Source organism: Amycolatopsis sp. NPDC000009 (genome assembly GCF_055563465.1).
In genome coordinates, this window is sequence record NZ_JBVHDI010000006.1 from 79,374 (window position 1) to 101,667 (window position 22,294).

General features: G+C 65.9%; 22 protein-coding genes. 10 read left to right on the forward strand and 12 right to left on the reverse strand.

Features of this window, described 5'->3' with window-relative positions; all coding sequences use genetic code 11:
• Nucleotides 1-798, forward strand: a complete 798-nt coding sequence (locus tag ACZ3HL_RS18390; RefSeq protein WP_465532364.1) for a class I SAM-dependent methyltransferase — start codon at nucleotides 1-3, stop codon at nucleotides 796-798.
• Between the two features lie 44 nt (nucleotides 799-842).
• On the opposite strand, the gene ACZ3HL_RS18395 is transcribed toward ACZ3HL_RS18390, so the two are convergent.
• The 7 genes from ACZ3HL_RS18395 to ACZ3HL_RS18425 form a co-directional block, all read right to left on the reverse strand.
• Nucleotides 843-1,304 carry a TadE/TadG family type IV pilus assembly protein gene (locus tag ACZ3HL_RS18395; protein ID WP_465532366.1) on the reverse strand — a complete coding sequence of 154 codons (462 nt, stop codon included), beginning with the start codon at nucleotides 1,302-1,304 and terminating at the stop codon, nucleotides 843-845.
• A 2-nt stretch (nucleotides 1,305-1,306) separates the two neighbouring features.
• Nucleotides 1,307-1,468 carry a hypothetical protein gene (locus ACZ3HL_RS18400; RefSeq protein ID WP_465532368.1) on the reverse strand — a complete coding sequence of 54 codons (162 nt, stop codon included), beginning with the start codon at nucleotides 1,466-1,468 and terminating at the stop codon, nucleotides 1,307-1,309.
• 70 nt (nucleotides 1,469-1,538) lie between these two features.
• The gene (locus ACZ3HL_RS18405; protein ID WP_465532370.1) at nucleotides 1,539-2,432 is read right to left on the reverse strand and encodes a type II secretion system F family protein; all 894 of its coding nucleotides are present in this window, start codon (nucleotides 2,430-2,432) and stop codon (nucleotides 1,539-1,541) included.
• Nucleotides 2,429-3,328 (reverse strand): type II secretion system F family protein, encoded by a 900-nt coding sequence (locus tag ACZ3HL_RS18410; RefSeq protein WP_465532372.1) that lies wholly within the window; start codon nucleotides 3,326-3,328, stop codon nucleotides 2,429-2,431. The genes ACZ3HL_RS18405 and ACZ3HL_RS18410 overlap by 4 nt, the downstream gene beginning before the upstream one ends.
• Nucleotides 3,325-4,701, reverse strand: a complete 1,377-nt coding sequence (locus tag ACZ3HL_RS18415) for a CpaF family protein (RefSeq protein WP_465532374.1) — start codon at nucleotides 4,699-4,701, stop codon at nucleotides 3,325-3,327. The genes ACZ3HL_RS18410 and ACZ3HL_RS18415 overlap by 4 nt, the downstream gene beginning before the upstream one ends.
• Nucleotides 4,698-5,582 (reverse strand): MinD/ParA family ATP-binding protein, encoded by an 885-nt coding sequence (locus ACZ3HL_RS18420; RefSeq protein WP_465532376.1) that lies wholly within the window; start codon nucleotides 5,580-5,582, stop codon nucleotides 4,698-4,700. Before ACZ3HL_RS18420 ends, ACZ3HL_RS18415 begins: the two co-directional genes overlap by 4 nt.
• Before the next feature lie 38 nt (nucleotides 5,583-5,620).
• Nucleotides 5,621-6,331 (reverse strand): SAF domain-containing protein, encoded by a 711-nt coding sequence (locus ACZ3HL_RS18425; protein ID WP_465532378.1) that lies wholly within the window; start codon nucleotides 6,329-6,331, stop codon nucleotides 5,621-5,623.
• A 352-nt stretch (nucleotides 6,332-6,683) separates the two neighbouring features.
• On the opposite strand from ACZ3HL_RS18425, the gene ACZ3HL_RS18430 reads away from it, so the two are divergent.
• On the forward strand, nucleotides 6,684-6,959 hold the full coding sequence (locus ACZ3HL_RS18430; RefSeq protein ID WP_465532380.1) for a hypothetical protein: 276 nt from the start codon (nucleotides 6,684-6,686) through the stop codon (nucleotides 6,957-6,959).
• Nucleotides 6,960-7,455: 496 nt separating this feature from the next.
• On the opposite strand, the gene ACZ3HL_RS18435 is transcribed toward ACZ3HL_RS18430, so the two are convergent.
• Nucleotides 7,456-8,229 carry a hypothetical protein gene (locus ACZ3HL_RS18435; RefSeq protein ID WP_465532382.1) on the reverse strand — a complete coding sequence of 258 codons (774 nt, stop codon included), beginning with the start codon at nucleotides 8,227-8,229 and terminating at the stop codon, nucleotides 7,456-7,458.
• On the opposite strand from ACZ3HL_RS18435, the gene ACZ3HL_RS18440 reads away from it, so the two are divergent.
• A complete protein-coding gene (locus ACZ3HL_RS18440) occupies nucleotides 8,230-8,895 on the forward strand; it encodes a prepilin peptidase (protein WP_465532384.1) in 666 nt (221 codons plus the stop codon). It abuts the gene before it with no gap.
• A 361-nt stretch (nucleotides 8,896-9,256) separates the two neighbouring features.
• On the opposite strand, the gene ACZ3HL_RS18445 is transcribed toward ACZ3HL_RS18440, so the two are convergent.
• Together ACZ3HL_RS18445 and ACZ3HL_RS18450 are read right to left on the reverse strand one after the other, a co-directional pair.
• Nucleotides 9,257-9,616 carry a DUF6355 family natural product biosynthesis protein gene (locus tag ACZ3HL_RS18445; protein ID WP_465532386.1) on the reverse strand — a complete coding sequence of 120 codons (360 nt, stop codon included), beginning with the start codon at nucleotides 9,614-9,616 and terminating at the stop codon, nucleotides 9,257-9,259.
• A 399-nt stretch (nucleotides 9,617-10,015) separates the two neighbouring features.
• Nucleotides 10,016-12,316, reverse strand: a complete 2,301-nt coding sequence (locus ACZ3HL_RS18450) for a tetratricopeptide repeat protein (RefSeq protein WP_465532388.1) — start codon at nucleotides 12,314-12,316, stop codon at nucleotides 10,016-10,018.
• Nucleotides 12,317-12,615: 299 nt separating this feature from the next.
• On the opposite strand from ACZ3HL_RS18450, the gene ACZ3HL_RS18455 reads away from it, so the two are divergent.
• The 4 genes from ACZ3HL_RS18455 to ACZ3HL_RS18470 all read left to right on the forward strand — a co-directional run bounded on the left by ACZ3HL_RS18455 (nucleotide 12,616) and on the right by ACZ3HL_RS18470 (nucleotide 15,978).
• Nucleotides 12,616-13,095 carry an XRE family transcriptional regulator gene (locus ACZ3HL_RS18455; RefSeq protein WP_465532390.1) on the forward strand — a complete coding sequence of 160 codons (480 nt, stop codon included), beginning with the start codon at nucleotides 12,616-12,618 and terminating at the stop codon, nucleotides 13,093-13,095.
• Nucleotides 13,096-13,160: 65 nt separating this feature from the next.
• Entirely contained in the window at nucleotides 13,161-13,706 is a 546-nt protein-coding gene (locus tag ACZ3HL_RS18460; RefSeq protein WP_465532392.1) for a hypothetical protein, read from the forward strand.
• The gene (locus tag ACZ3HL_RS18465) at nucleotides 13,703-14,812 is read left to right on the forward strand and encodes an MAB_1171c family putative transporter (protein ID WP_465532394.1); all 1,110 of its coding nucleotides are present in this window, start codon (nucleotides 13,703-13,705) and stop codon (nucleotides 14,810-14,812) included. The genes ACZ3HL_RS18460 and ACZ3HL_RS18465 overlap by 4 nt, the downstream gene beginning before the upstream one ends.
• Nucleotides 14,809-15,978, forward strand: coding sequence for an FAD-dependent monooxygenase (locus tag ACZ3HL_RS18470; RefSeq protein WP_465532396.1), 1,170 nt, complete (start codon nucleotides 14,809-14,811; stop codon nucleotides 15,976-15,978). The genes ACZ3HL_RS18465 and ACZ3HL_RS18470 overlap by 4 nt, the downstream gene beginning before the upstream one ends.
• 152 nt (nucleotides 15,979-16,130) lie before the next feature.
• Here ACZ3HL_RS18470 and ACZ3HL_RS18475 read toward each other — a convergent pair whose 3' ends face one another.
• A complete protein-coding gene (locus ACZ3HL_RS18475; RefSeq protein WP_465532398.1) occupies nucleotides 16,131-16,790 on the reverse strand; it encodes a YdcF family protein in 660 nt (219 codons plus the stop codon).
• Between the two features lie 36 nt (nucleotides 16,791-16,826).
• Entirely contained in the window at nucleotides 16,827-17,876 is a 1,050-nt protein-coding gene (locus tag ACZ3HL_RS18480; protein WP_465532400.1) for a helix-turn-helix domain-containing protein, read from the reverse strand.
• Between the two features lie 2,155 nt (nucleotides 17,877-20,031).
• Here ACZ3HL_RS18480 and ACZ3HL_RS18485 point away from each other — a divergent pair.
• The 3 genes from ACZ3HL_RS18485 to ACZ3HL_RS18495 all read left to right on the forward strand — a co-directional run bounded on the left by ACZ3HL_RS18485 (nucleotide 20,032) and on the right by ACZ3HL_RS18495 (nucleotide 22,253).
• Nucleotides 20,032-20,274, forward strand: a complete 243-nt coding sequence (locus ACZ3HL_RS18485) for a hypothetical protein (RefSeq protein WP_465532402.1) — start codon at nucleotides 20,032-20,034, stop codon at nucleotides 20,272-20,274.
• Nucleotides 20,275-20,410: 136 nt separating this feature from the next.
• A complete protein-coding gene (locus ACZ3HL_RS18490) occupies nucleotides 20,411-21,271 on the forward strand; it encodes a DUF5753 domain-containing protein (protein ID WP_465532404.1) in 861 nt (286 codons plus the stop codon).
• 40 nt (nucleotides 21,272-21,311) lie between these two features.
• The gene (locus ACZ3HL_RS18495; protein ID WP_465532406.1) at nucleotides 21,312-22,253 is read left to right on the forward strand and encodes a helix-turn-helix domain-containing protein; all 942 of its coding nucleotides are present in this window, start codon (nucleotides 21,312-21,314) and stop codon (nucleotides 22,251-22,253) included.
• Nucleotides 22,254-22,294 lie beyond the last annotated feature (41 nt).

Genomic DNA, 22,294 nt, shown 5'->3' on the forward strand with positions numbered 1-22,294 from the left:
GTGACTGAGGTTGATCGGGAAAAGCTGCGAACGACCTTCGGCGAAGACGCCGAACGCTACGACCGTTGCCGACCGGGCTATCCCGCCGAGATGTTCGACGACCTCGCCATCCTGGCCGGCATCGGCCCTCGGTCCCGGGTGTTGGAGATCGGCTGCGGCACCGGCCAAGCGACACTTCCCCTGGCCCAGCGCGGATGCGCGATCGTCGCCGTCGAGTTGAGCCCTGACCTGGCCGCCATCGCACGGCGGCATCTCGCTGACTTTCCTACGGCCCAGGTGGTGGTGTCGGCCTTCGAGGATTGGCCGCTGCCCGACGCCGGATTCGACCTCGTGCTGTCCGCAACGGCCTTCCACTGGATCGACCCCGAGATCCGGACGAGCAAAGCCGCTGACGCCCTGCGCCCTGGCGGCACCTTGGCGGTCATATCCACGCACCACATCGCTGGAGGCACCGAGCCGTTCTTCGCGGAGGTCCAGGAACGTTACGAACGCTTCGACCCCACCACGCCGCCAGGCTTGCGCCTTCAGGCATCCGACAACGTGCCAACCGATTCGACTGAGATCGATGACTCGCGACGTTTCGGTCCCGTCCAGTTCCGCCGCTACGAGTGGGAGCAAACCTATAGCACGCAGGAGTACATCGATCTGCTCTTGACCTACTCGGGACACCGAGCCATGCCGCCAGCCAGTCAACGTGGCCTGCTGAGCAGCATCGCGAACCTGATCGACACCAGCTACGGCGGACGGATAACCAAGCGATACATGACCGAATTGGCCACCGCGCGCCGCACAAGCTGAGACGAACCCTGCTCGTCGCACCGAACCGGAGCGTCCTGATACCGTCATCCGGCGCCTCCAGCACTCGGGTTCCCGCCAACGGACGCTTCAGAATTCGTGAACCCGTAAACGTTGGGCACGAAACGCTCGACCTGGCCGACTGTTTCGGCGTGCACGTGCAGGTGCACACCTGGCAAGACCGTTGCGGCCTCGCCACGGACACTCACCGCCACCGAGGTCGCGTCACGGGTCACGGTGAGCCGTGGCTCGCGCAGTGGGCCGGCGGCGAGGTCGTCGAGCAGCCGCTGTCCTGCGGCGTGTCCGGCACCGGCGGTGCCGTGCTGGACGCGGGCGGCGGCAAGGGCTTGCGAGGCGGCGACCTGGGCGACGTGTGTCGCGTGGGACCACACGGCGAACTGGATGATCGCCAGCAACGCCAACAGCAACAGCGGTGTCGCGATGACCAGCTCGACCGTGACCTCGCCCCGGTCCCCGGACAACGCATGGCGAAGGCGCCGGGCCGGCATGGTCAGCCGATCCCGAGGTTGATCGAATTGGCCTTCTCGGTCAATTTGGCCGTGATGAGCGTGATGATCGCGATCGCGGCGATGGCCAGCAGGGCGGTGATGATGACGGTGGTGGTGATCTCGCCGCGCTCGGGGTCGGCTCGCAGGAGGGCGATCCTCGCCAACGTGACAGTCCATATCGTACGGATGTATGGTTTCATTGCTCTTTCCTTCCTGTGCAAGGTTTTCTCTGACTCAAAGCCCGTTGAGGACCTGGACGACCGCGGGGTAGGCGATGAACCCCAAGAAGCTGAGGAACAGCAGCGTGACCGGCAATGCCATGCGTTCGGTCGCTGCCTGGGCTTCGGTCTCGGCGTCGGTGACCTGATGTGTCCGCAGCGCTTGTGCCTTCGCCGCCAGTGAGGCGCGGACGCGAGCGCCTTCGGTACCGGCCAAGGAAATCGAGGCGGCGAGTTCGGCGAACTCGGTGATGCCGAGTTCCTCACCGAGTCGGCGCAAGGTGGCCCAGGGTGTGCTGCGGGTCAGGTGCGCGGCGTTCAGCGCGCGGCGGATCTTGTCGAACGCCGGCCCTGTGCCGACGGACGCGGCGTCACCGAGAGCGGCCTCGACCCCTGCTCCACCGGCGAGGGTGATCCACACCAGATCCAGGAAGGCGGACAGGGCGTCACGGAACTCGCGCCGCGACCGGATCGCCTTGGCTCGCACCTCGAGATCCGGGGTCAGGAACCCGAGCGCGGCGAGGCCGAGCCCGGCCAGCAATGGCACCTCGACTCCCAGCGACAGCCCGCCGAGAACCAGCAGGGCTTGCAGCAGCCACGGCGCCAGCAACCCGGCCGCGGCGAGCACGGCTTTCGACGCCAGGTGAGTGTCGACACCACGGCCGGTGACCCGCAGGTCGGCCTCGACCTTCTTGCCGGGCAGCCCGAGCATCCGCAGGCCAGGCACGAACACGCGGCCCCAGGCGCGCACCCACGCGGCATCGGTGGTGAGGACGATCGGCGTGGCCGGCCGCCCGGCACCGGCCTGAGCGAGCTGGTCGCTCAGCGCCGGGCGAGGTGGCACAGCCCACGTCAGGAGAAGCCAGAGGCCGACACCAGCACCGGTGCCGAAGACGAGTGCGGGGATCATGGGCGTTCTCCTCCATCTCGCGTCCTGCTGACCCCTGGCGCGTCCAGGACGAGCACTCGCGGTTGCCGTTCACCCGTCGCGATCCGGGCGAGCCAGGCGAACCCGGCGGCGAACAGGGCCCCGATGAGCAGCAGGACGAGCTGGCCGGTGGCGGTGTTGTAGACGTCGAGGTAGACGCGGTTGAACACCACGACCCCGATGGCGAAGGCGAGGGTGGTGGCGACGATGACCCGCACCGAGGTCCGGGTCCGGGCCCGGCCGGTCTCCACCCGCATCCGCATCGCGGCCTGCTCGCGGGCGGTGATGGCCAGCGAGCCGAGCAGATCGCCGAGCTGGCGGGCCTGGTGCTCGGCCGCGAGCACGAGCGCGGCGAGGACGAGGTCCGCGGTCGGGTCGTCCAGCTCGCGCGCGAGAGCCCGCAGCGCGGGCGCGAGGCGCTGCCCGCTTTCCAGCCTCACAGTGAGGGTGGCGACCTCGCCGCGGATGGCCGCGGGCGCGAGCGGAGCGGTGGCGAGGATGGCTTGCTCGAGCCCCGCCGCGGCGGACAGGACGTCACGCAGCATCTCCGTCCACGACGCGATCGCCTCGATCCGCGCGACCCGGCGGGCGTGGGCACGGTCCGGACCGACCAACCGGGGCAGAAACCACGCTCCAGCGGTGGCCAGCACCGCGCCGACCACCCACCCGGTCACAACCCCGGCCAGCACACCCACGCCGACCGCCACGGCCAGACGCAGCAGTACCCGCCGGTCACCAACCCGACCACGCACGGCACGCCCCATCTCGTGACGACGCGAGGGCGGCGCCACGGTCCGGCGCCTGGCGGCCATGATCAGCAGCACGCCGACGGCGGTCCCCAAACCGAGCGCGGCGGCGACCATGGTGTGGATGCTCATGGCGTCCACCACCCCTCCGGACGGGCCAGCAGGTCGGGATCGAATCCGGCGGCGACGAGGTCGTCGAGAGTGTCGGCGCGCAGGGCGCCAGCCACCGGGACGGCGCGGCGGTCCGGGCCGCAGCGGTAGACCTCATTGGAGATCACCGACCCGCCCTCGGCGTCGACCACCTCCCGGATCGAGGCGATCACCCGAGTCGTCCGGTCGGCGGCCCGGTCGAGGTGCACCACGAAATGCACCGCCGACGCGACGAGCAGCGCGGTGGCCTCCAGCGGCAGCCGCTCCGGTCCTTGGGCGGCGTAGGACGCGAGGCGGGTGAACGCGATCTTCGAACTACTGGCGTGGAGGGTGGCCATGGAACCGTCGTTGCCCTGGGACATCGCGTTGCACATCGGAATGACCTCAGACCCGCGGATCTCCCCGACGATCACGCGATCCGGGGACATCCGCAGCCCCCAGCGGACCAGCTCCGCCTGATCGATCGCGCCCTCGCCCTCGACGTTGGGCTCGCGGGCCTGCAGGGCAGTGACATCGGCGTGCCGCTCCAGATCCTGGTCCAGTCCGAGTTCGAAGGCGTCCTCGACGGTGACGATCCGCTCGGTTGGGGCCATCTCCGCGGCCATACCCCGCAGCAGCGTGGTCTTCCCTGCGCCGGTGCCGCCGGTGACGAGCACGTTCTTCCGTGCCCGCACCAGCGCCCGCAGGAACCGTTCCAGCCCGACGTCGAGAGTGCCGCGGCGGCGGAGCTGGGCAAGGGTGGCGGTGAGGTAGCCGTGCCGGCGGATCGTGCACGCCGTCACCCCACCCGCGGTCAGGCCGAGGACAGCGAAGAGCCGCTCGCCGCCGGGCAGCTGGAGGTTCAGTGCCGGACTGCCGCGATCGAACCTGCGCTCCTCCGACGACGCCCGAGCCGCGAGGGTGCGGATCAGGTCGGTGAGTTCCTCATTCGACGCTGCCACCGGCGCGACCTGGGCACGGCGGCCGTCGTTGTACTGCACGAACACCCGGTCGAAGCGGTTGACCACGATCGTCTCCACCGACGGATCCGCCAGCAAAGGCTGCAAACCGCCCAAGCCGAACACCTCATCCAAGACCTGATCGACGACCCGCTGCTCCGTCGCCGAATCCACCAGGGCACGCCCTGCCAGAAGCTCGGCCTCGCTGTGCGCGGCGACCGCGGCGTCGAGGACCTCGCGGCCGATCTCGCGACGCCGCGCCACACCCAACGCGCCGCCGCTCACACGGGACACGGTCTCGACCCGGCCAGGCAGATCCGTGCTCAGCGCCTGCCGGAGCCGGGCACGCAACCGCTGCTCGGCATCCCCCGGGTCGCTCGCGGCGGACGGTGCGGCGCGGTGATTGGTCTGAGTCATGCGAGTGGCTCCTTTCCGGCGGTGCTGGGCTGATGACCGTTGCGCCGCGGATCGCTCACACGCGGCGGCGCGGACGCCGGGGGTGGCCCGAAGGCGGGCGGGGCGATAAGCACGCCACCGGGTCGGCGCACCTGCTGGACAGGTACACCCGGCACACCGGCCGACATGGGCGCCGGTGGCGAGGCAGCGGGATCGACGGGCACGGCCAGGCTGCGGGCGAGAGCGGCGACATGGCGGGCCAGGCCACTGCTGGTGCTGCGGCGGCGGGCCGGCGGCGCCCGGTGACCGGTCAGGGTGACGGCAGCGACTGGGTCGTGCGGGAGACGCCCGATCGCGGGCACCCCCAGCTCGCGCTCTACAACCACGGTCGGGTAGCCATCACCGGTCAGGAGCAGACCGGGACGTGGCGTCCAGCGCGCCAGGTCTCCCAGCCGTACCGCGGCGTGGGCGAGGTCGTCGCCGTGAGTACCAGTCACCAACACCAGAGCATCGGCGCGGCGCGCGATCGACTCGGCTGGCGATCCGGGATCCACCCGGCCACAGTCGGCGAACAGCACCACTCCCGAATCGCGGGCCACGACGGGCAGCAGCGATCCGCCCGGGGCCGTGGTCAGGGTCGACAGAGCAGCACGTGCGTGCACGCCACCTGGCGGGGCCACTAGCGCGCGGGCGCCGCCGGGCAGGGCCTGGGTGTGGTCCCACACCGCCGAGGGATCGCGGGTGCGGCGTGCCGCGGCGGCGAGGCTCACCAGCCCTGGGGTGGTCGGCAGGCCGAACCGCATCGCCAGATCACCTCCGGCCGGATCGACCTCGGCGACCAGGCGGCGCGTGGTCTCGGCGTGCGGCCATGTCATGGCCAGCGCGACAGCCAGAGTGGTCACGCCCGGCGAACCTTTCACCGAGCACAAGGCGATCAGCATCACCGCTCACCGCCCGCCGGTTGCATCACCAGCGCCAGCTGACCGGCCGGGACTTGCGCCAGCTGCGACGCCCCGGAGGTGTCGAGCTCCAGCGACAGCACGGTTGTCTGGTCCGTGGCCACAGGGGTGACCCCGACGACCGTGGCACGCCAGGATGTTCCCGGTGCTTGTCCGGTGGCCGGGCTTCCTGGCGTGGTGGCGGTGGTGACCACGACGGTTACCGGGGCGCCGGCGGCCAGCTCGGGCGGGGCCTGGCCCGGCTTCACGACGACCGCGACCACCGCCCGGCCCGCCGCCGGGATCGCGGCAGCGCCCACCGCGTCCGGCGTCAGCAGCGTTCCCGCGCCGAGGCTGGTCGCCATCGGCCGCCCCAGCACGCTCGCCGCCCGATCCGCCGGGATTAGCGCCACGCCCGGCGCGGCGGACACGTCAATGCTGCGCAGGTCGGCTGGGGTCAGCACATGCCCGAGCGGGACTGGCTTCGCCAGCGCCAGCACCGGAACCCGGTCCTGAGTGCTGGTCGTCCACCACACCGCACCACCGACGCACAGCACCACCAGCAGCAGCCCGGCCACGAGATGCGGCAACCGGCGCCGCCGACCCCGGCGCGCAGCCGACCCTGACGGGGAACCCGAGGAATTCAGCCACGGCACCGGCTGTGCTTCACCGGTCGCGCTGTGGCCGCGCGGGGAACTGTCGGTACTGGTCACGAGAAACCCCTCCAGGCATAGCTCGCCCGCACCACGTATTCACCCGGCCAGAAATGCCGCCGCGAATACGCGGTCAGGAAAGGAAAAGAAACAAAACTCTGGATTCAGATGGGAACGTCGTCCGGGCTATCCGGTGCCCAGGGCTTGGGCTTCGGCGACCCGGAAGGACGCTCCTGCGCTGGTGGTCATGTCCGGGAACGTGCCCGACGCACCGGCACCCGACCACGTGATCCGCCACGACACCGTCGCCATAACAGGAAACCGTTCGCTCGGCCCGCTGGCCGACGATCGCTGGTAGGTATGGCCGCAGTCGGGCGACGCCGACCGCGGATCTCCCTGGGCGGGAAACGGCGTGCCCGGGCCAGCGCAGGACACGGTGCTGCCGTCGCCCATCGCCCAGGACACCGAAGTCGGGATCGCGGTCGCGGTAACCGACACCCCGGGAACCGAAGCCGTCGCCGACCGCGGCCGCCACATCGCCCGGTCCAACCACAGCCACGTCGGCAGCTGCACCAGCTGGGTTCCAGCCGGGCTTGAGGCAATCACCGGACTCGGCAACCGCAGCTGCGACCGCGCCTGCTCGGCCAACTCTTCTGGCGAGGGCAGCGGCGCGGCACCCGGTGCCTGACCATCGGGAATCCACACCGGCGCCCGGTAGAGCGCGTCTCGCTGTCCCTGACCAGAACACTGATAGACGTACCACGCGCCACCCGGGCCTTGCACCAGCAGCGCATCTTGGGGCCGCGGGCGGGCCAACGACACGAACTGCACCCCACCAGAACCCGAGCGGCCTGCGTGAAAGCGGATCGTCTGCACACCGTTCGCCGGCGGCTGGTAGTTACTGCGCACGTACGAGCAATCGGCTTGGTTGCTGTTGCTCCCGACGATTCGATCGCCCGGCAGTGGCGGGGCCGTGCCCCGGTCCCCAGCCTGCGACTTCGGCGTACCAGGTTTCGGTGCTGAGCCCCGTCGCGGTGCGGGCTGCGCGCCGCGCCCTGCGTTGAGGTCACAGTAGGGCGAGGGATCGCTGCTGCAGTCGACACTGCCCCAGCCGCCGGCTAGCGCCGGTGTTGTCGCGCAAAGGAATAGCCCGAAAGCGAGGCCGGTGGTTGTACCCGTTCTCCCTAACATGTTCCTACGTCCTGAATCGCGAAGTCGGCGATTTTCCAGGACCCATCGACCGCCTTTTTCGCCATGGCGTTGATGTGCCGACGCCCTCCCGGGCCGTCGTTGGCCGGTTGGCCGTTGTCCGCGCGGTACTTGATCCAGCGGCTGTCATCGCCGCAGTCCACGATGTTCACCGTGGTCGGGTTGTCGGCGGGTTCCACGGATTCGACCGTGGGGGCGTTCTCCGGCTTCCCCTTGGTGACGATCCCGTTGTAGTGATCTGCATACAGGCCACGAGAGATCTTCGACAGCGCTTCTGCTGTCGCGTTCTGGACCAATTTCGGCGATTGCCAGTCCGAGGTCGTCGCGGCCTCGGCCATGTCGCTCCACATGCCCAGGTAGGCGGCAGTGGCCTTCTGCTTGGCGATGTCGGCGGGCGAGGCGGCTGTGCTGCTCGGGGCGAGTGGCGGTGCTGGCGTGGAAGTCGGGGTCGTGCTGTTGTCCGGGCTGCAGGCGCTCAAGCCAAGTCCGGCCGAGGCGGCGGCGAGGATGGCCACGGCGAGGCGGGGGCTGTGGCAGCGGGTCATTACGGTCCCCCATTTCTTCGACGATCGCAGGTCAGCGCGGGCGAGCCACACCGCCGTGACGCTCCACTGCAGCGGGTTCACCTCAACACCGACTTTCGTGGTGATGGCGCTCCGGGCAGCAGCACTCGCGTGAAGTTCACCCGTTGGTTTGAGAGGCGGCCGGCCGGAAGATCGGGCGGGCAGGATGGCGTACAAGGTGATCATGTGAGGGGCGGAGGAGTCGTGCAGCTGACGGCGAGCAGCTGGTGGTGGAGTGGCAGCGCGGCCGTCGGCCTGGTGCTCGGTGCGGCGGCGAGCGGGCTCACGCGCCGGTTCCTGCGACATGAGCCGACGCTGGCCGGGGCATGGTGGTTCGGCGCGATCCTCACGGCCGCCGTCCTGGGGTTGCTGGGCTGGCGCGTGGGAGCACGCGGTGAACTCGCCGTCTACGGGTTCGTGGCAGTCCTGGCGGTTCCCTTGGCGGTAATCGACTGGTGTGAACACCGGCTTCCCCGGGCATTGACGTGGCCGCAGCTTGCCGGTGCCATGCTGGGCTTCGTGGTGCTGTGCTTGGTCCGTCACGACCCCGCGCCGGGTATTCGAGCGCTTGCCGCGCTCGTCGCGGCGGGCGGGATGTTCCTGATCCTCGCCGTGGCCACCGGCGGTGGTGTCGGTGCCGGCGACGTCAGCGTCGCCGCGGTGGTCGGCCTGGTGACCGGTTGGATCGGCTGGGCCCAGGTCGTCGGAGCGCTGCTGACGGCCTCGCTGCTCGCGTTGGTCATGATCGCCGTGCCCGGCGTCCGACGCCGCGATGACGACGGCGCTGCGGTAGTGCCGTTCGGGCCGTGTCTTCTGGGAGGCGCGCTCTCCATGGTGCTGGCGGGTGGATAGAACGCATCCCGCCATGTGGTGCGACTCCATGAGTGTCTGGCTCGTCATCGTTCTTCCCTGCTTCTCTGACAACGCTCGTTGCGGGTGACGTCCTACCGGCTGGCTTGGTCTGCCAGCGGGGTTGCCGGGGTGGCGCTTGAGGGGAGGGCGCCACCCCGGCGGCTTCCGTCGATCCCTCGATGGCACCGACGGAGCGCTTGTTGATGAGCGGATAGTTGGGGTGCGGCGTGCCGGGCCAAACTGGGGCGGAGAGTTCGGATTCCCGCCACGCCGCGTCCGGGGCGCTGACCTCCCCGGAGCGCCAGACCAACCGCCGATCAGCAAGTCTCGGGTCGGCGATGACAGCTCTGGCGAGTCTGGATCACGCTGGGCCGTAGTAGCCAGGGATGCAGCGAACGCCTCCGTTCCACCAGGCCCCGGTCACCCGCCATCTGATGACCGGTTGAAGATTGGTCGTGCCGGGCCCGACGCAATAGCGGAAGAGATTGCCCAAGAAATCCTCGACGTCCAGCATCACGGTGGACCCGGTACCGCCGTCGCAGTGCCGGTACTTTCCCCAGCCGAGATAGCCACATCCCTCGCTGACGGAAGCGGGACCGCGATCCGCTGTTTCCCTTGCCGTGGCAGCGTTTGCCGTCACGCCTGACCCTACGATCGCGAGCGCTGCAACCACTCCAGCCAGACCGAATCGAACCGCACGAGTCTGCGAAATTTCAATCATATCCTCAACCCTCACGAGTAATGGAAGTGAATAGCCGAACAACGAGCCCCTGACGATCCATAAGATCGATGAAATCTATCTGCGACGGTTGCCCTGTTCTGCCATTCACTATCCACCATCGCAAGTTGAACGGGAACCCGTCAGGCGAGCACAACGTTGTGCCGATTCTGTGTTGATCTTGTCCTGACCTTGTCAAGACGGAAGCGGTTTTCATTAGTCATGGCTACGCCCTGAACCCGGGAGGCAGCGATGCATGCACGCGCCGAAGCCAGTTGAGCCCGGCCAGATCTATCCTGACTGGACTCGCGCGGAAGGCCAGGATCATGATTTCTGAGAGCACGCGCCAACGCGGCTGCACGACAGGCCGAACCATCACGTTCAACCGTGGTTGCGAATGCTTTATCGTGCCCACGAAGGCGAGTGCAGAACTGGATCAGCGGGAGCGCCCTTGGCCGCCCACTGAGGTTTTCCGCGCAACGCGGCGCGTGCACGAATTTCGTGCGCTCGCGAATCGTGGAGGCTTTCCAGTATGTCGGCAGCTTTTTCGTAGGTGGCTGTGGCCTGCGGACGAAACCCCAGGGCAAGCAGGGAGTCCGCTCGGGCGATCAGTGTGTCAGCGAGGTTCCATCGTTGCCACGGGCGCTGCCGGAGGGAGACCGCGGTATCAAAGTGCGTAAGGGCCGCCCTATGTTCGCCTCTGCGTTGCAGCAGGATGCCGAGGCTGTGGTGCGCGAGGCTTTGGATGCCGTCGGAGTCGCGCTTCTGAGCGAGGCTCAGTGCCTCGCGCGCTGTGTTGATAGCTCGCTCGCGATCACCGGCTTCGTAGAAGGCAAGGGCGAGTGCTGCTCGGTTCATGACGACGCCGATGTCGTGGTGAAGTGCCTGGAACCGGTCGTCCGCCGCCTGGAAGTGGGCGATCGCGTCATCGTGCCGTTGGCTATCGGCGAGGGCGAGCGCCAAGCCGTGTGCGGTCCATGCCGCGGGCAGCTCGTCACCGAGTTCGGCGTAGAGCTCGAGGGCTTGTGTGAGATGCGAGATGGCTTCGGCTGTCCGGCCGAGGTCACGCTCAGCCCAGCCGAGGACTTGCAGGCTACGGGCGGTGCCTGGGGTGCTTTCCGCCGCGGTCGCGGCGTCAAGCCCGTCGTTGGCGGCAATGAGCCAGTCCGTCCAGCTTCGAGTGATAGCGAAGTACGGGAGGAACGCCGTCGGCAGGACCCACAGGAGATCCTTTGCGAGGTGGCTGCGAGTGTTCTTCGCGATTTGCAGGGCGGTCGCGACCTCGATCTGGCACCAGGACATCGCCTCGTCAAAGCCAGGGCCGTCTTGGCCGAAGTCCGCGAGCAGGCTGTTGATCGTCGAGTCACGCCAGTTCGGAATGAGCGAGTTGTTGGCAGAAAGCGCTCGTGCCGTGTACCACCTCAGAACCCGGTCCTGTGCCTTCTCGACATCTCGCAGGTGCTCCTCGACCAGCGCGCGCTGATACGCGTATGCCCGCAGGAGGTAGTCGATGCGGTAGCGGCCATCCGGCATGGGCATTACCAGGTGAGCCTGCCGAAGCACGGTGAGAAGTGACTCCGCGACGTCGGGCTCGATGTCGGCGAGCACAGCAGTGGAGTCCGCGCTGACGGTGTACGCGGGGCTGATCCCCAACAGGCGGAACAGCCGTGCCGCAGCCGGTGGCAAAGCGAGGTAGGACAGGTCGATCACGCCATGGATGTCGACCGTGGGGTCCGGCGATGTGAAGAGGTCCAGCCGGTGGCGGTCGGTCGCCAGCTGGGCGGCGATCTTGCCCAGGGTGCTGTCGGGTCGCTGTTGGAGGTGTTCCGCGATGATCAGGACCGCCATCGGCAGTCGGCCGCAGCGTCGTACTACCGCTTCCGCGGCCACGGGGTCCGCGGCTAGCCGATGACGACCGGCGCGGCTGTCGAGCAAGGTCAGTGCGTCGTTGATCGGCAAGGCGGGCAAGTCGATCGACACGCCACCGGTCCGCAGCAGCAGGCTGGCTTGGTGCTCGCGACTGGTAGTGACGACGACGCTGCCGCCGCCGGGCAGCAGATGCCGCACCTGGCTGTAGTCGGCGATGTTGTCGAGGACCACCACGGCGGGGCGTTCGGCAAGGATCGATCGGAACCGTGCGGCCCGGACCTCAAGGGTGCCGTTCAGGTCCGCCTGGCCGGCGCCCAATGCCTGCAAGAAGCCATCCAGCACCTCCTCCGATGCCCTGGGCGCACCGGGGCCGAGCCCGCGCATATCAGCAAAGAGGCAGCCGCCGGGAAATCGATCGAGGATGCGGGTGACCCAGTGCACGGCCAGTGCCGTTTTCCCGACCCAGACGCCTCCCTCGATCACGATCGTGTGGGCGCCGCCGTTTACCTGGCTCGCGAGCGCGTCGTCCATCGTCCGCAGGACGTCTGCGCGTCCGACGAAGCCTGCGACGTCGGCGGGCAGTTGCATCGGCTTGTCCCCGCCCGCTGAGCCTTCGGAGCGTTGTTGTTCGGCGAGGCGTTCGAGTCGCCCCTCCGCGTCGAGGGCCGTGTCGATCTGGCGTACGACCTCCGGCAGAAGGCGCCGGTGGCCGTGGAGCAGCTTGGATAAGTAGCTCGGGCTGTAGCGGGCTTTCGCGGCTACATCACCCAGGCTCATTCCCCGTTCACGGCGCAGCCGGTGCACGGCCTCAGCAAAGCTGTTGATGTGTCGCATCTGCGTCTCCCCATCCGCAGAGCAATCGACCGCGCTAGACGCGAGCCGCTCTTGCCCCGCTGCGCCGGGGCGAGCCCGGACCTGCCTCCTGCGCTGGCGCCATTACGGTCACCATCAACTTCCTCCGACCTTGAGTTCCAAGCCCGCTAGCCCACCTGGGTGGCGAACTTTCTCCTCAGTTGAAGCTTCTTTGCCTCGAGACTATTCTCAGAAGAAAGTTGTTTTCAACTGAGGAGAAAGTGATCACCCGATTGGGTGTCTCACCAGTGAGGACGTAGAGGCTGTCATGGAGGCCTGGGGTGGCAGGGCAAGCGACGCGAACGCTCGCCGCGAAGCTGAACGACCTCTTCGCGGCGAAGAAGCGACCGGACGGCAAGGAGTACAGCAACGAGCAGGTCGCCGCAGCAATTATTGCCGGCGGATACGTCAGGACGGCATCTCAGAGCTACATCTGGGGACTCCGTAACGGCACGAAGAACAACCCGACAAAGGGTTATCTGGAGGGACTCGCGGCTTTCTTCGAGGTTCCGGTCGCGTACTTCTTCGATGACGACGTCGAGCTGGTGCGGCAAGTCGACCAGCAGCTAGAAGCGCTGAAGGCGGAGCGCGCGAGGGTGGACAGCCTGTCGGGTGACGAGGAGATTCAGCTGCTGGCGATGCGCGCCGGTCAACTGTCACCCGAGCGCCTGAAGCTGGTGAAGGACATGCTCGACCTCGTCTACCAGCAAGAACAGGCTGAGAGGCCGTCACCACCCGATGGAGGGCTTCCAGGCGTCTAGAACGGACCAGCCACAGCAATTTCTGCGATGCTGCCCGAAGTCGCTGCTGCGAAGGGAGGGTACGGGTGTCAGAACGGCGCATACGCCGACAATGCCGTGAGATGCTGAGCAAGCTCGACATTCGCCCGCCCTTGGACGTCACCGAGCTATGCCGTCAGATGGGCGAGATCCGAGGAAAACCGATCCGCCTCATCGCCTATCCCATTCCCGTGCCCGGCCCTTTCGGTATGTGGATCTCCACACGCGAAGCGGACTACATCCTTTTCCAGAAGGAAACGTCCAAGCGGCACCAGGACCACATCGTCCTGCACGAACTCGGCCACATTCTCGGCGGTCACCAGGGCGCGCTCGACAGCGACGTCCTTCCCGATGGGCTCACAACGCCAGGCACACAATCCCTGAGCGAGCAGTACCCAGATATCGGCGACGACGCGGTGAAACGAGCGCTCCGGAGAACTGCCTACGACACCGACCATGAACGGGAGGCCGAAGCAGTCGCGACGATCATCCTCGAATGGGCATCCATCCTGAACATCGCGGCCCCTCGGCCCTCTGACGGCGCTGCACGCGGCATGGACACCGCTCTCGGCGCCCGGATCGGCTGGCTATGAGCTGGCTCATCAGCGCCGCACTGATCAGCTGCCTGCTTGGCGGCCTGGTCTGGAAGGGCTATCAGCTCAGCCGACAACCCTGGAACCTGCCCCTGCAAGGCATCGTCGGCTTCCTCACCTTCGCGCTCATCGGGCGCATCCTGCGTGACGTCGTCGGCGACGCGTCGCTCGTGCGCGGGGGACCGGTGTGGTCCGCCGTCGCATGGCACGCTCCCACGTCGGCCGCCGTTCTCTCCCTACTGTTCTTCTTCGACGCAGCGACACTGCCTCGACAAGTGGCCAAACGCCGCACCCGCCGCAACCTGATGGTGCTCGTCACCGCCGAACTCGTCATGATCGGTGCTGCCGCTTCTGCGCCGGCGCCACGCTCCGTTCCGCACATGTCGGTCATCTACTTCGCCGCCAACCTCTTCATGGGCTGCGCGCTCGCAGCCTGCGCGGTCTCAGCCCTGCGCTACGCCCGCCAGGCCGAACGGCGGCTAAGTATAGGACTTCGTGTCGCGGCCGTCGGCTTCGTCCTTGTCGCGGTGACCAGCGGAATATTCGCTGCGATCGACGTCGAGTACTGGTTCACCGGAACCCTGTTCATGGACATCATCGGCGTGAACGGGACGCTGTCGTTCACCGGCATCGTCGCGATCGTCGTTGGCCTCCTCTATCCGGCGGCCCGCATGCGACTGACCGCCATACGTATCTGGTGGCGTCAACGTCGCGCCTACCAAGGGCTCGGGCCGTTGTGGACGGCTCTACACCACGCGTTCCCTGAAGACGAATTTCTCCGCGCCTCCACCACACCGTGGGACTCCCTCCGCGTATGGGACGTACACCGGCGCTACTACCGTCGAATGATCGAATGCCGAGACGGACTCGTCCGAATCAGCCCACGCGTAGCGAAACTCCGCGAACACCACGCGCGCGACACACCGCTGTCAGACCTCATCGCCGAAGCGCTCCAGGACTCCCCTGACGACCACGGTCAGCAACAGCGGGCCATCCCTCTCGCCATCCCGGACACCAACTCAGCGCACGACGAGGTCGACGAACTCGTAGCGCTCTCACGTGCCTTTGCTGCCAGACACCCAGCCACCTCAGGGAGGGCCGCGTGACCCATCACGCGATCATCGTCGGCGGCGGCATCGCAGGATCCGCGGCCGCCATAGCTCTGCGCAAAGCCGACATCACAGCCGAAGTCTATGAAGCTCGCCACGACGGAGGCGACTACAGCGGAGCCGCACTACGCCTTCCACGCAACGGTCTCAACGCCCTACGCGCCATCGACGCACACGACCTCGTCACCGACATCTCCTACCCCGTCGCCAACACCGAACTCAGCTCAGGCACCGGCCGACACCTCGGCACGGTCTCCTTCACCGGCAACGGACACAACGACGTCCCCCGCACGATGCCCCGCGCTCGCCTCGCCCGCGTCTTGCGCACCGCAGCCGCCGACCGCGGAGCCGCCGTCACCATGAACAAGCGCCTGATAGCCGCGACCAGCTGCTCCGGCAACGTCATAGCAACCTTCGACGACGGATCCACCGCCGAAGGCACCGTGCTCATCGGCGCAGACGGACTCAACTCCACCACCCGCGGGCTGACCTTTCCCTCCACACCAGAACCCCACTACGCCGGAACCCACCTCGTCTACGGCTACGCCCCCGCAAGCACTTCCGCTCCTCCGTCGCCGGACGCCTTTCACATCTACTGGGGAAAGAAGGCGACATTCGGCTACACAACCGCTGCCGGCGACATCTACTGGTACGCCAACATCGCCTCACCAGAACCACTCTTGGTGGACGAACCGCGCGACATTGAAACCTGGCGCAAACGCCTTATAAGGCTCTTCCGGCGCGACCACACGCCGGCTACGACCATCATCCGAACCGCGAACGTCATCTTGCCCTCCAACACACGCACCCTCGACACGATGCCGGCGTGGCACACTGACCACATCGTCCTTATCGGCGACGCGGCACACGCAGTCCCACCAGCCACGGAGCAGGGCGCCGCAATGGCCCTCGAAGATGCCGTCGTCCTAGGTCAAACCCTGCGCGACAACCAAAAGACAACATCGGCAATCGATGCATTCGAAGCGACGCGACGCGAAAGAGTCACACGGGCCGGATCCAGCCGACACAGCCGCACAACACATCGCCGCGGGACACCGCGCTGGATCGAGCAGCGACGCCGCGACCGCAGAGTCGCTCAGGCGGTTCAAAGCGGCGCCATGAATCCACCCGCATGGTTGCATGACCACCAAATACCCTGGTAGATGCAGTTCGCTCGCGCCTGCCTTCCAGTAGCCGCCCGGACCCTTCTGTGCGAGGTTGATCGTCGAAGTGATCCGATATCGGACCTCAACGCCAAGAACAAGGGCCGACGAATATTAGCGCGGCGAGGACCTGCTACCAATCAGCACGACGTCTAGGAAAGAAGCCGACTGTTGAATCCTTCCTCTACCAGAAGGTCGAAAGCATCGCGAACCGACTGGGGGACTGCTTGCTCAATCGCGAATCCTTGCCTGGGGTATTCCATAACTCGATGAAGATCGCCGACCATCATGTCCACGACCTCGACTGCGTCGCCGATGGTTTTGACGTACTCTTCTAGTGTATGGGGCGATGACGTGCAGACCACGTCTACGTCGGGCCAGAGCTTACGACACGTTGCGTAGGCGCGTCGTTCCATGTATGGCATAGATATGAGTAGGACTGAGTCCGGAGTTTCCACTCCCGCGTCCGCCAGCGCCAGCCGCGCAAGGGAGATGTTCGATCCGGTGTTGCGTGCTTCCGGCTCGAGAACGATGGCTTGTTCCGGTACGCTAAGTTCCAACGCATGTTCGCGGAAATGGACAGCTTCTCCGCGAGGAAACACTGCCGCTGTGTCCCGGCTGGTTGCACCAGTGAAGACGACGGTTGAAAAAAGGCCTCGGCTGTAGAGGTCTGCGGTATATGAAGCAACGCCGATGTCGTTGCAACCGAGAGCGATTGCGACTGAGCAGGGTCGGAGTATGTGATGCATCTGGTGGTAGTCCCAGACTAGCTCCGCGGCCAGCCATTGCGACTCAGTTAGTCCGAGCTTCACGATGCGTAGCACTCCTTGGTTGCGCGAGGGTTGCACTCATGACTTGCCTTCGAAGGCGTGGCGGATACCCTCGATACTCATCAGCTGGTGCATCATGCCGTACCGCGCTGACGTGGCTGCTGCCGCGTCGAGCAGGGCTAAGCCGTTGTCTGCCGTGGCCGCATCCGAGAGCAGGATATGAGCATGGGCGGTATCGAGCCGGACTCTTTGCATCGGCGCGTCTCCGGCGCGGTTGTTCAAGGCAATCTCGATCGCGTCGGAGGCGCTTCGCAGGTCGGCCGTACCACGATGGGCGAGAGCCAGCTTCTGGTAGGCGACTGACCAGTCTTGCGGCTCTTCCAGCTGCTCGAATCGCCGGATTGCGGGACGGATGAAGGAGACTGCTTCAACGTTCATTCCATGCTTGCTCAGTGCTGTGCCAACCCAAAGCTGAGCCCGCGCGCGATCTCGCTCAGCCAGCCGTTGGTCGGTAGCCAGCCGCCTATACGCCTCTGCCGCCTCGACCAACCGACCATCCATCTCATCGAGAACCGCCAGCTGTAGTTCGAGCTGCGCGACACGCCGGCTGGCGCCCAACTCGCCATAAACCTGGATCGCTTTCAGGTAGCTCTGCCGAGCTGATAGCGGCCCGCGAAGCAGGCCTTGATCTTGCCGTAGATCACCTAGTAGCCGCAGGGATCGCCCGTACAGGTGCAGACCCAGCATGCCAGCCGTCTCCACTCGGAACCGCAGGACCCAGCGATCCAGGAGAAGCCTCGCAAGGTCGAATTCCTGCCGCCCGAGACAGATCGCCGTCCGGTCTAGATCGTCTTCCCACGAGTCGTAGTCGAACTCCACGCTGACCGAGCGTTCCGGCGAACGCCCAGACGTCCGTTCATGGACCTCTCGAAGCAACAGCTCGAGCTCCGAGAGCGAGACGTTGAGAAGCCTGGCCAGCTTCGGACGCTTAGGTGGAAGCGGCTTGACTAAGCCATTTTCCCAACGACTGAGGGTGCTGACGCTGACGTCCAACGCGAAGGCAAGATTCTCCTGTGTGAGCCCGACTGTCGCCCGGGCCGCCGCCAGGGCCGACTCTTTGGTTGCCATAGGTTCACCCGCCAATACACATCGTGACAGGACACACGTTACCGCAGGTCAATGGGTCGCATGCGAGGTTCTTGCGTAGTTGCTGCGGGGTTGACGCTCTGGTCATCGCCGACAGGGCATACCAATGTCGTGACATCACGCCCCCAAGGAGCTGATGTTTGTGACTACCGACTGCCTTCCTTCTGTTGTCGACACGCGCCGACGCCGGGTTCCCGATCCGTTGCCTGTACGCGACGATCCGCGTCGAGAGCGTTTCGTCCCTGCTCGGGCAAGCAGCGTTAGCTGCTTCTCAACATCTCTACCCCTGCCGCCGGTTGATCCGCCTACCTGGGTGTTGATGTCGCGCGTTTCTCGGGGGTTATGCACGTTGTCGGAGGCCTCGCCGAATGTCCGCCCGCCGGCAAGCTTTGCGGCGGATAGCAGGTTCTTGATCGGCGAGTGACACACCATGTCTTGCGAGAATTCCACCGAGGCTCCCATGACTCTTGACGACGACTTTCAGAACCTTCGTGTCCACGGTTGGGAGGAATGGCGATTTGGGCTTGACTCCGCACCGTTCGGCGATGTCTTTCTCTACCGGTGGCCGGCTCATGCGGACATCCTGGTTCTCCGTTGTCGCGTCTCCGCTGAGGCCTATCGAACTCCGCTCGCTCCGGGCGTCGATCCTTTCACGCCTGAGGTGATTTGCTGGTCGTTCGGCGGCAGGACGCACGATGCCTTGAGGCGGCTTCTCGCTCTTCCTCATCCAGACGAATGCACTGCTCCGAATTGGGGACAGCGGTTTCATGGAACGGCTCGGGTCCCGTTGCCGTGGCTGCATGCCCCGGGGCGCCGTATCTGGCCTGAGGGCGACCCAGCTGTCCAGCAGCCCTCTGGCCGCCCCGGAGTAGCCCTCCCGCATCGGGCGCCGTCAGCCTGAGGCCTGCGCGCCGCCAAGGACCGCGTACTTCACCTGTTCTCCCTGACTCCGTTCATTACAGACCTTTCTGGACGCCACCATGCTCGAGAAGCTTCAGCCTTCCGCTACGCGTGCAACGCGTTCGGCCACCTGTGCCGTAGCGAAGATCAAGCATCAGGTCTCCACTGACGGGAGCGCTGAGGTCCGCTCAGCCGTCGGGATTACCGCACTTTGCGGGGCGGTCATTCTTCCTCAGGTCGACGACTGGCCCCCGGGACGTGCTTGCCGAGAGTGCGTCCGGGCACTCAGACATCTGAGGCGGCGAGAGGCTCTGGCCGCGATTCCGCTCGATGTCCGGGATCTGTACGCGCGCGAGAAGAAGCAGCCACCGCACCGTAGCCGGGCCGGACACCGACGACACTGCGCCCTCATCCGGCTTTTGCACCGCAGGTGCACCGGTGCTGGCCGACGGGACATCCCCAGACCGAGGGCTGAGGATCCCGCGGCTACCGACCCGAATGAGGCCACGTGACATCGCAATCAGCACTTCACCGCAGGAATCCTCGGGGTACCACCGAGTGTGTCGTGCGTGATCTCGCCATGGCTAGCGGATTCCGTTCGCTGTATCCCGGCGCAGCTGACGCTGTGGCCGCCGCGTGGCTTGTCCGCGTCGGCCGAGGGCACACGGATGTCATATTCCTGGGGCCTGGCCACCATGCCTTCGCTCACCGCTATCCCAGTCACCAAGTGATCACGGGGGTTCTGGGGCGTGCGTGGCGTGCCGTGGGCGGATGCGCGAGCTCGGTTGTCGACGCGGTCTTGAGGTGGCCACGTGACTAGGTCAAGGTCTCCCTCGTCGCCGAACGCCGGCATCCTGATGGCTCTTGCTGTCGGGGCACGTACCGTGGATTCCCGGGAACCGGCCCGGTGATCGGTCGTGACAGACGGCGTGGTCAGCGGAGCTCTCGACGGGACCTGCCCCGAGCTGGTCGAGTACTGGTTCTACGGTCGAGTTGTCCTGCACCGTGTTACACCCCGCTATCGACACCGGCTCCGGTACGGCCGGATCGCGCTCAGCGTGAGTCACTGCGGGAAGCTCTGCGGCCCACCGTTCCCCGCAGGCGAGCGGGACCTGTCCTGGTGCGACGTGTGCTATCCGCCGTCTCACGGTTAGGAACAGATGCCTTTGCGCTTCATTCAACCTACGACCGATTTCCACGCCCGTTACAACCGACGCCTCTGAAGGGAACAGCCCTAATGTCGCACCACCACACCGGCAAAACGGTTCTGCTCGAGACGGTCAGCGGCCGCACCTATGCGGAGGTCTTCGCGGCCGCAGCCGAATGGTTCGCCGACCCTGCCCAGGCGGACGTTGCTGTATGGGGTCTCACCCTGGACCAGAAGGGCCGGCTGTACATCGCCGCCGACGACTTGTTTTACCTGGAGTTCTTCTACCAGCGCTTCGACAAGGCGCAACTCGCGCACGAGGCCGGCGCCTGACCAGAATCGACACGGGTCCCAGAAGTCCCAGCGATCGTGCGTCAATGCCATCCACCAACCTCACCCACAACACGTATCGCGCCTGCGGAAGTCGCGCCGTGCTTCGGCATGGATCAGATAAGCACTATGAGGAATTGTGAAGAAAAGTAACGCGACCTCTTTGTCGACCGTGAAGATGAGGGAGCTGGGAATCGAGCTTCAGCGAATCCGCAAGCGGGAGGGCTGCGGCGGAGGCGGCCTGGGCAAGTTGCTGAACTGCAATGCGTCCACGGTTTCGCGTCTGGAGAACGGTCTCACCAAGGTCGAGGACGGGAAAGTCGCGCTCTATCTAGCGCGGGCGAATGCCACTCCCGCTGAACTCGATGAACTGGTGGCTTTGGATCGCTGCCCGGATGACGGCTATCAAATCAGGTCTCACCCGGCGGGTTTTCCTGACCTTCTTCCCATCGTCACCATGCTCGACCGCGAAAGTACATCCATCACCAGCTACGCCCCCATGGAAGTGCCCCACTACCTCCAGGTTGAACCCTACATCCGTGATGCACTCAGTCAGTACGGATACGAGGAGCGGGTGCTCGACTCGGCGGTGAAGGCCCGGCTCTCCCGCCACCCATCCTCTCTTCGCCGCCCCGGCCCCTTTACCTTCTACCTTTCTGAAGCAGCACTCCATGGGGAACTCGGAAACCTCACAGTCGCGCACGAGCAGCTGGCGTATCTGACGACCGTGTCCTCACTGCCGCCCTTTCATATCCATCTCGTTCCAGAGGGCACAGCCCTGACGGATATTGGAGCGGGATTCACCTTATACCGACACAGCGAATACCGCCCCGTACTACACCTCCAACAGCCCACCACCAGCCTTTTCCTTGAAAAGGATGCCGACATCACCTTCTACGAAAGTCGTCTGCAACATATCGCGAGCCTAGCCCTCAGCCGCAGCGAGACCCGAAAGAAGCTCGCCGCCCGCCTGGCCGAGATTAAACCGCAGTCCAAGTAACTCGGGGGCTACGTTGCCCCAGCAATCAGAGCAATCGGTAGTGCACACGATAGCGAGGCATTCGTTGACCGCAAAACGCGAAAAGAACTTTTCGACCGCTAAAAGAAGGGAGCTGGGCGCCGAACTTAGGCGAATCCGCAAACGCGCAGGTTACCTCGGTGTCAACATGGCGTCTATGCTGAATTGGGGAGAGCCTGCGATCTCGCACTTGGAGAACGGCACACGCAGGCCCCCAGAGGGAAGGGTGGCGCTCTACCTCGCACGAGCGAAAGCAACCACCGAGGAGTTCGAGCAACTGGTGGCGCTCGACCGGTTTCCCGACGACGGCTACCAAGCCCGGCCTCATCCCACGGGTTTCCCCGACTCACTGCCCATTGTCACCTTGCTCGACGACGAAAGCAGCTCCTTCGCCAGCTACGATGCTCTCGAGATCCCCCGGTGTCTCCAAATCGAACCGTACATCCGCATCGTCCTCAGAAAGCATGGCTATGAGGACGGTACCGCACTGGACGCAGCGGTACGGGCTCGCCTCACCCGGCAGCCGGCATCCATGTGCAAACCCGGCCCTTTCACGTTCTACATTCCGGAAAAAGCCCTCCTCGCCAACTCCGGGAGCCCGGAGGTCGTACACGAGCAACTGGTGCATCTGTCGATCCTGTCTTCACTTCCCCGCTGCCACATCCACCTCGTTCCCGCGGACGCCCCCGTAGCTGATCTCTGCACAAGGTTCACCCTGTACCGGCACGACGAGCATCCCCCTGTCGTCCACCATCAGCTCCCCACCGCCAGCCTCTTCCTGGAGCAAGTACGGGACGTCGGCTACTACGAGGGGCAACTGGAATGCTTGACGGAACTGGCACTCGACCGGCGAGAGACCCGGGAATGGCTTACTCGAACGCTGGCCGATGTCGAGCGGCGCCTCGCGCACGGTCGGCCTCTCGCCCCGAGCCTCGTCAAGAACGCGACGGCGGCCGGGTCATGAGATTCCCTTACGCCGTCGGCGACGCCGGTCATGCCGTACAG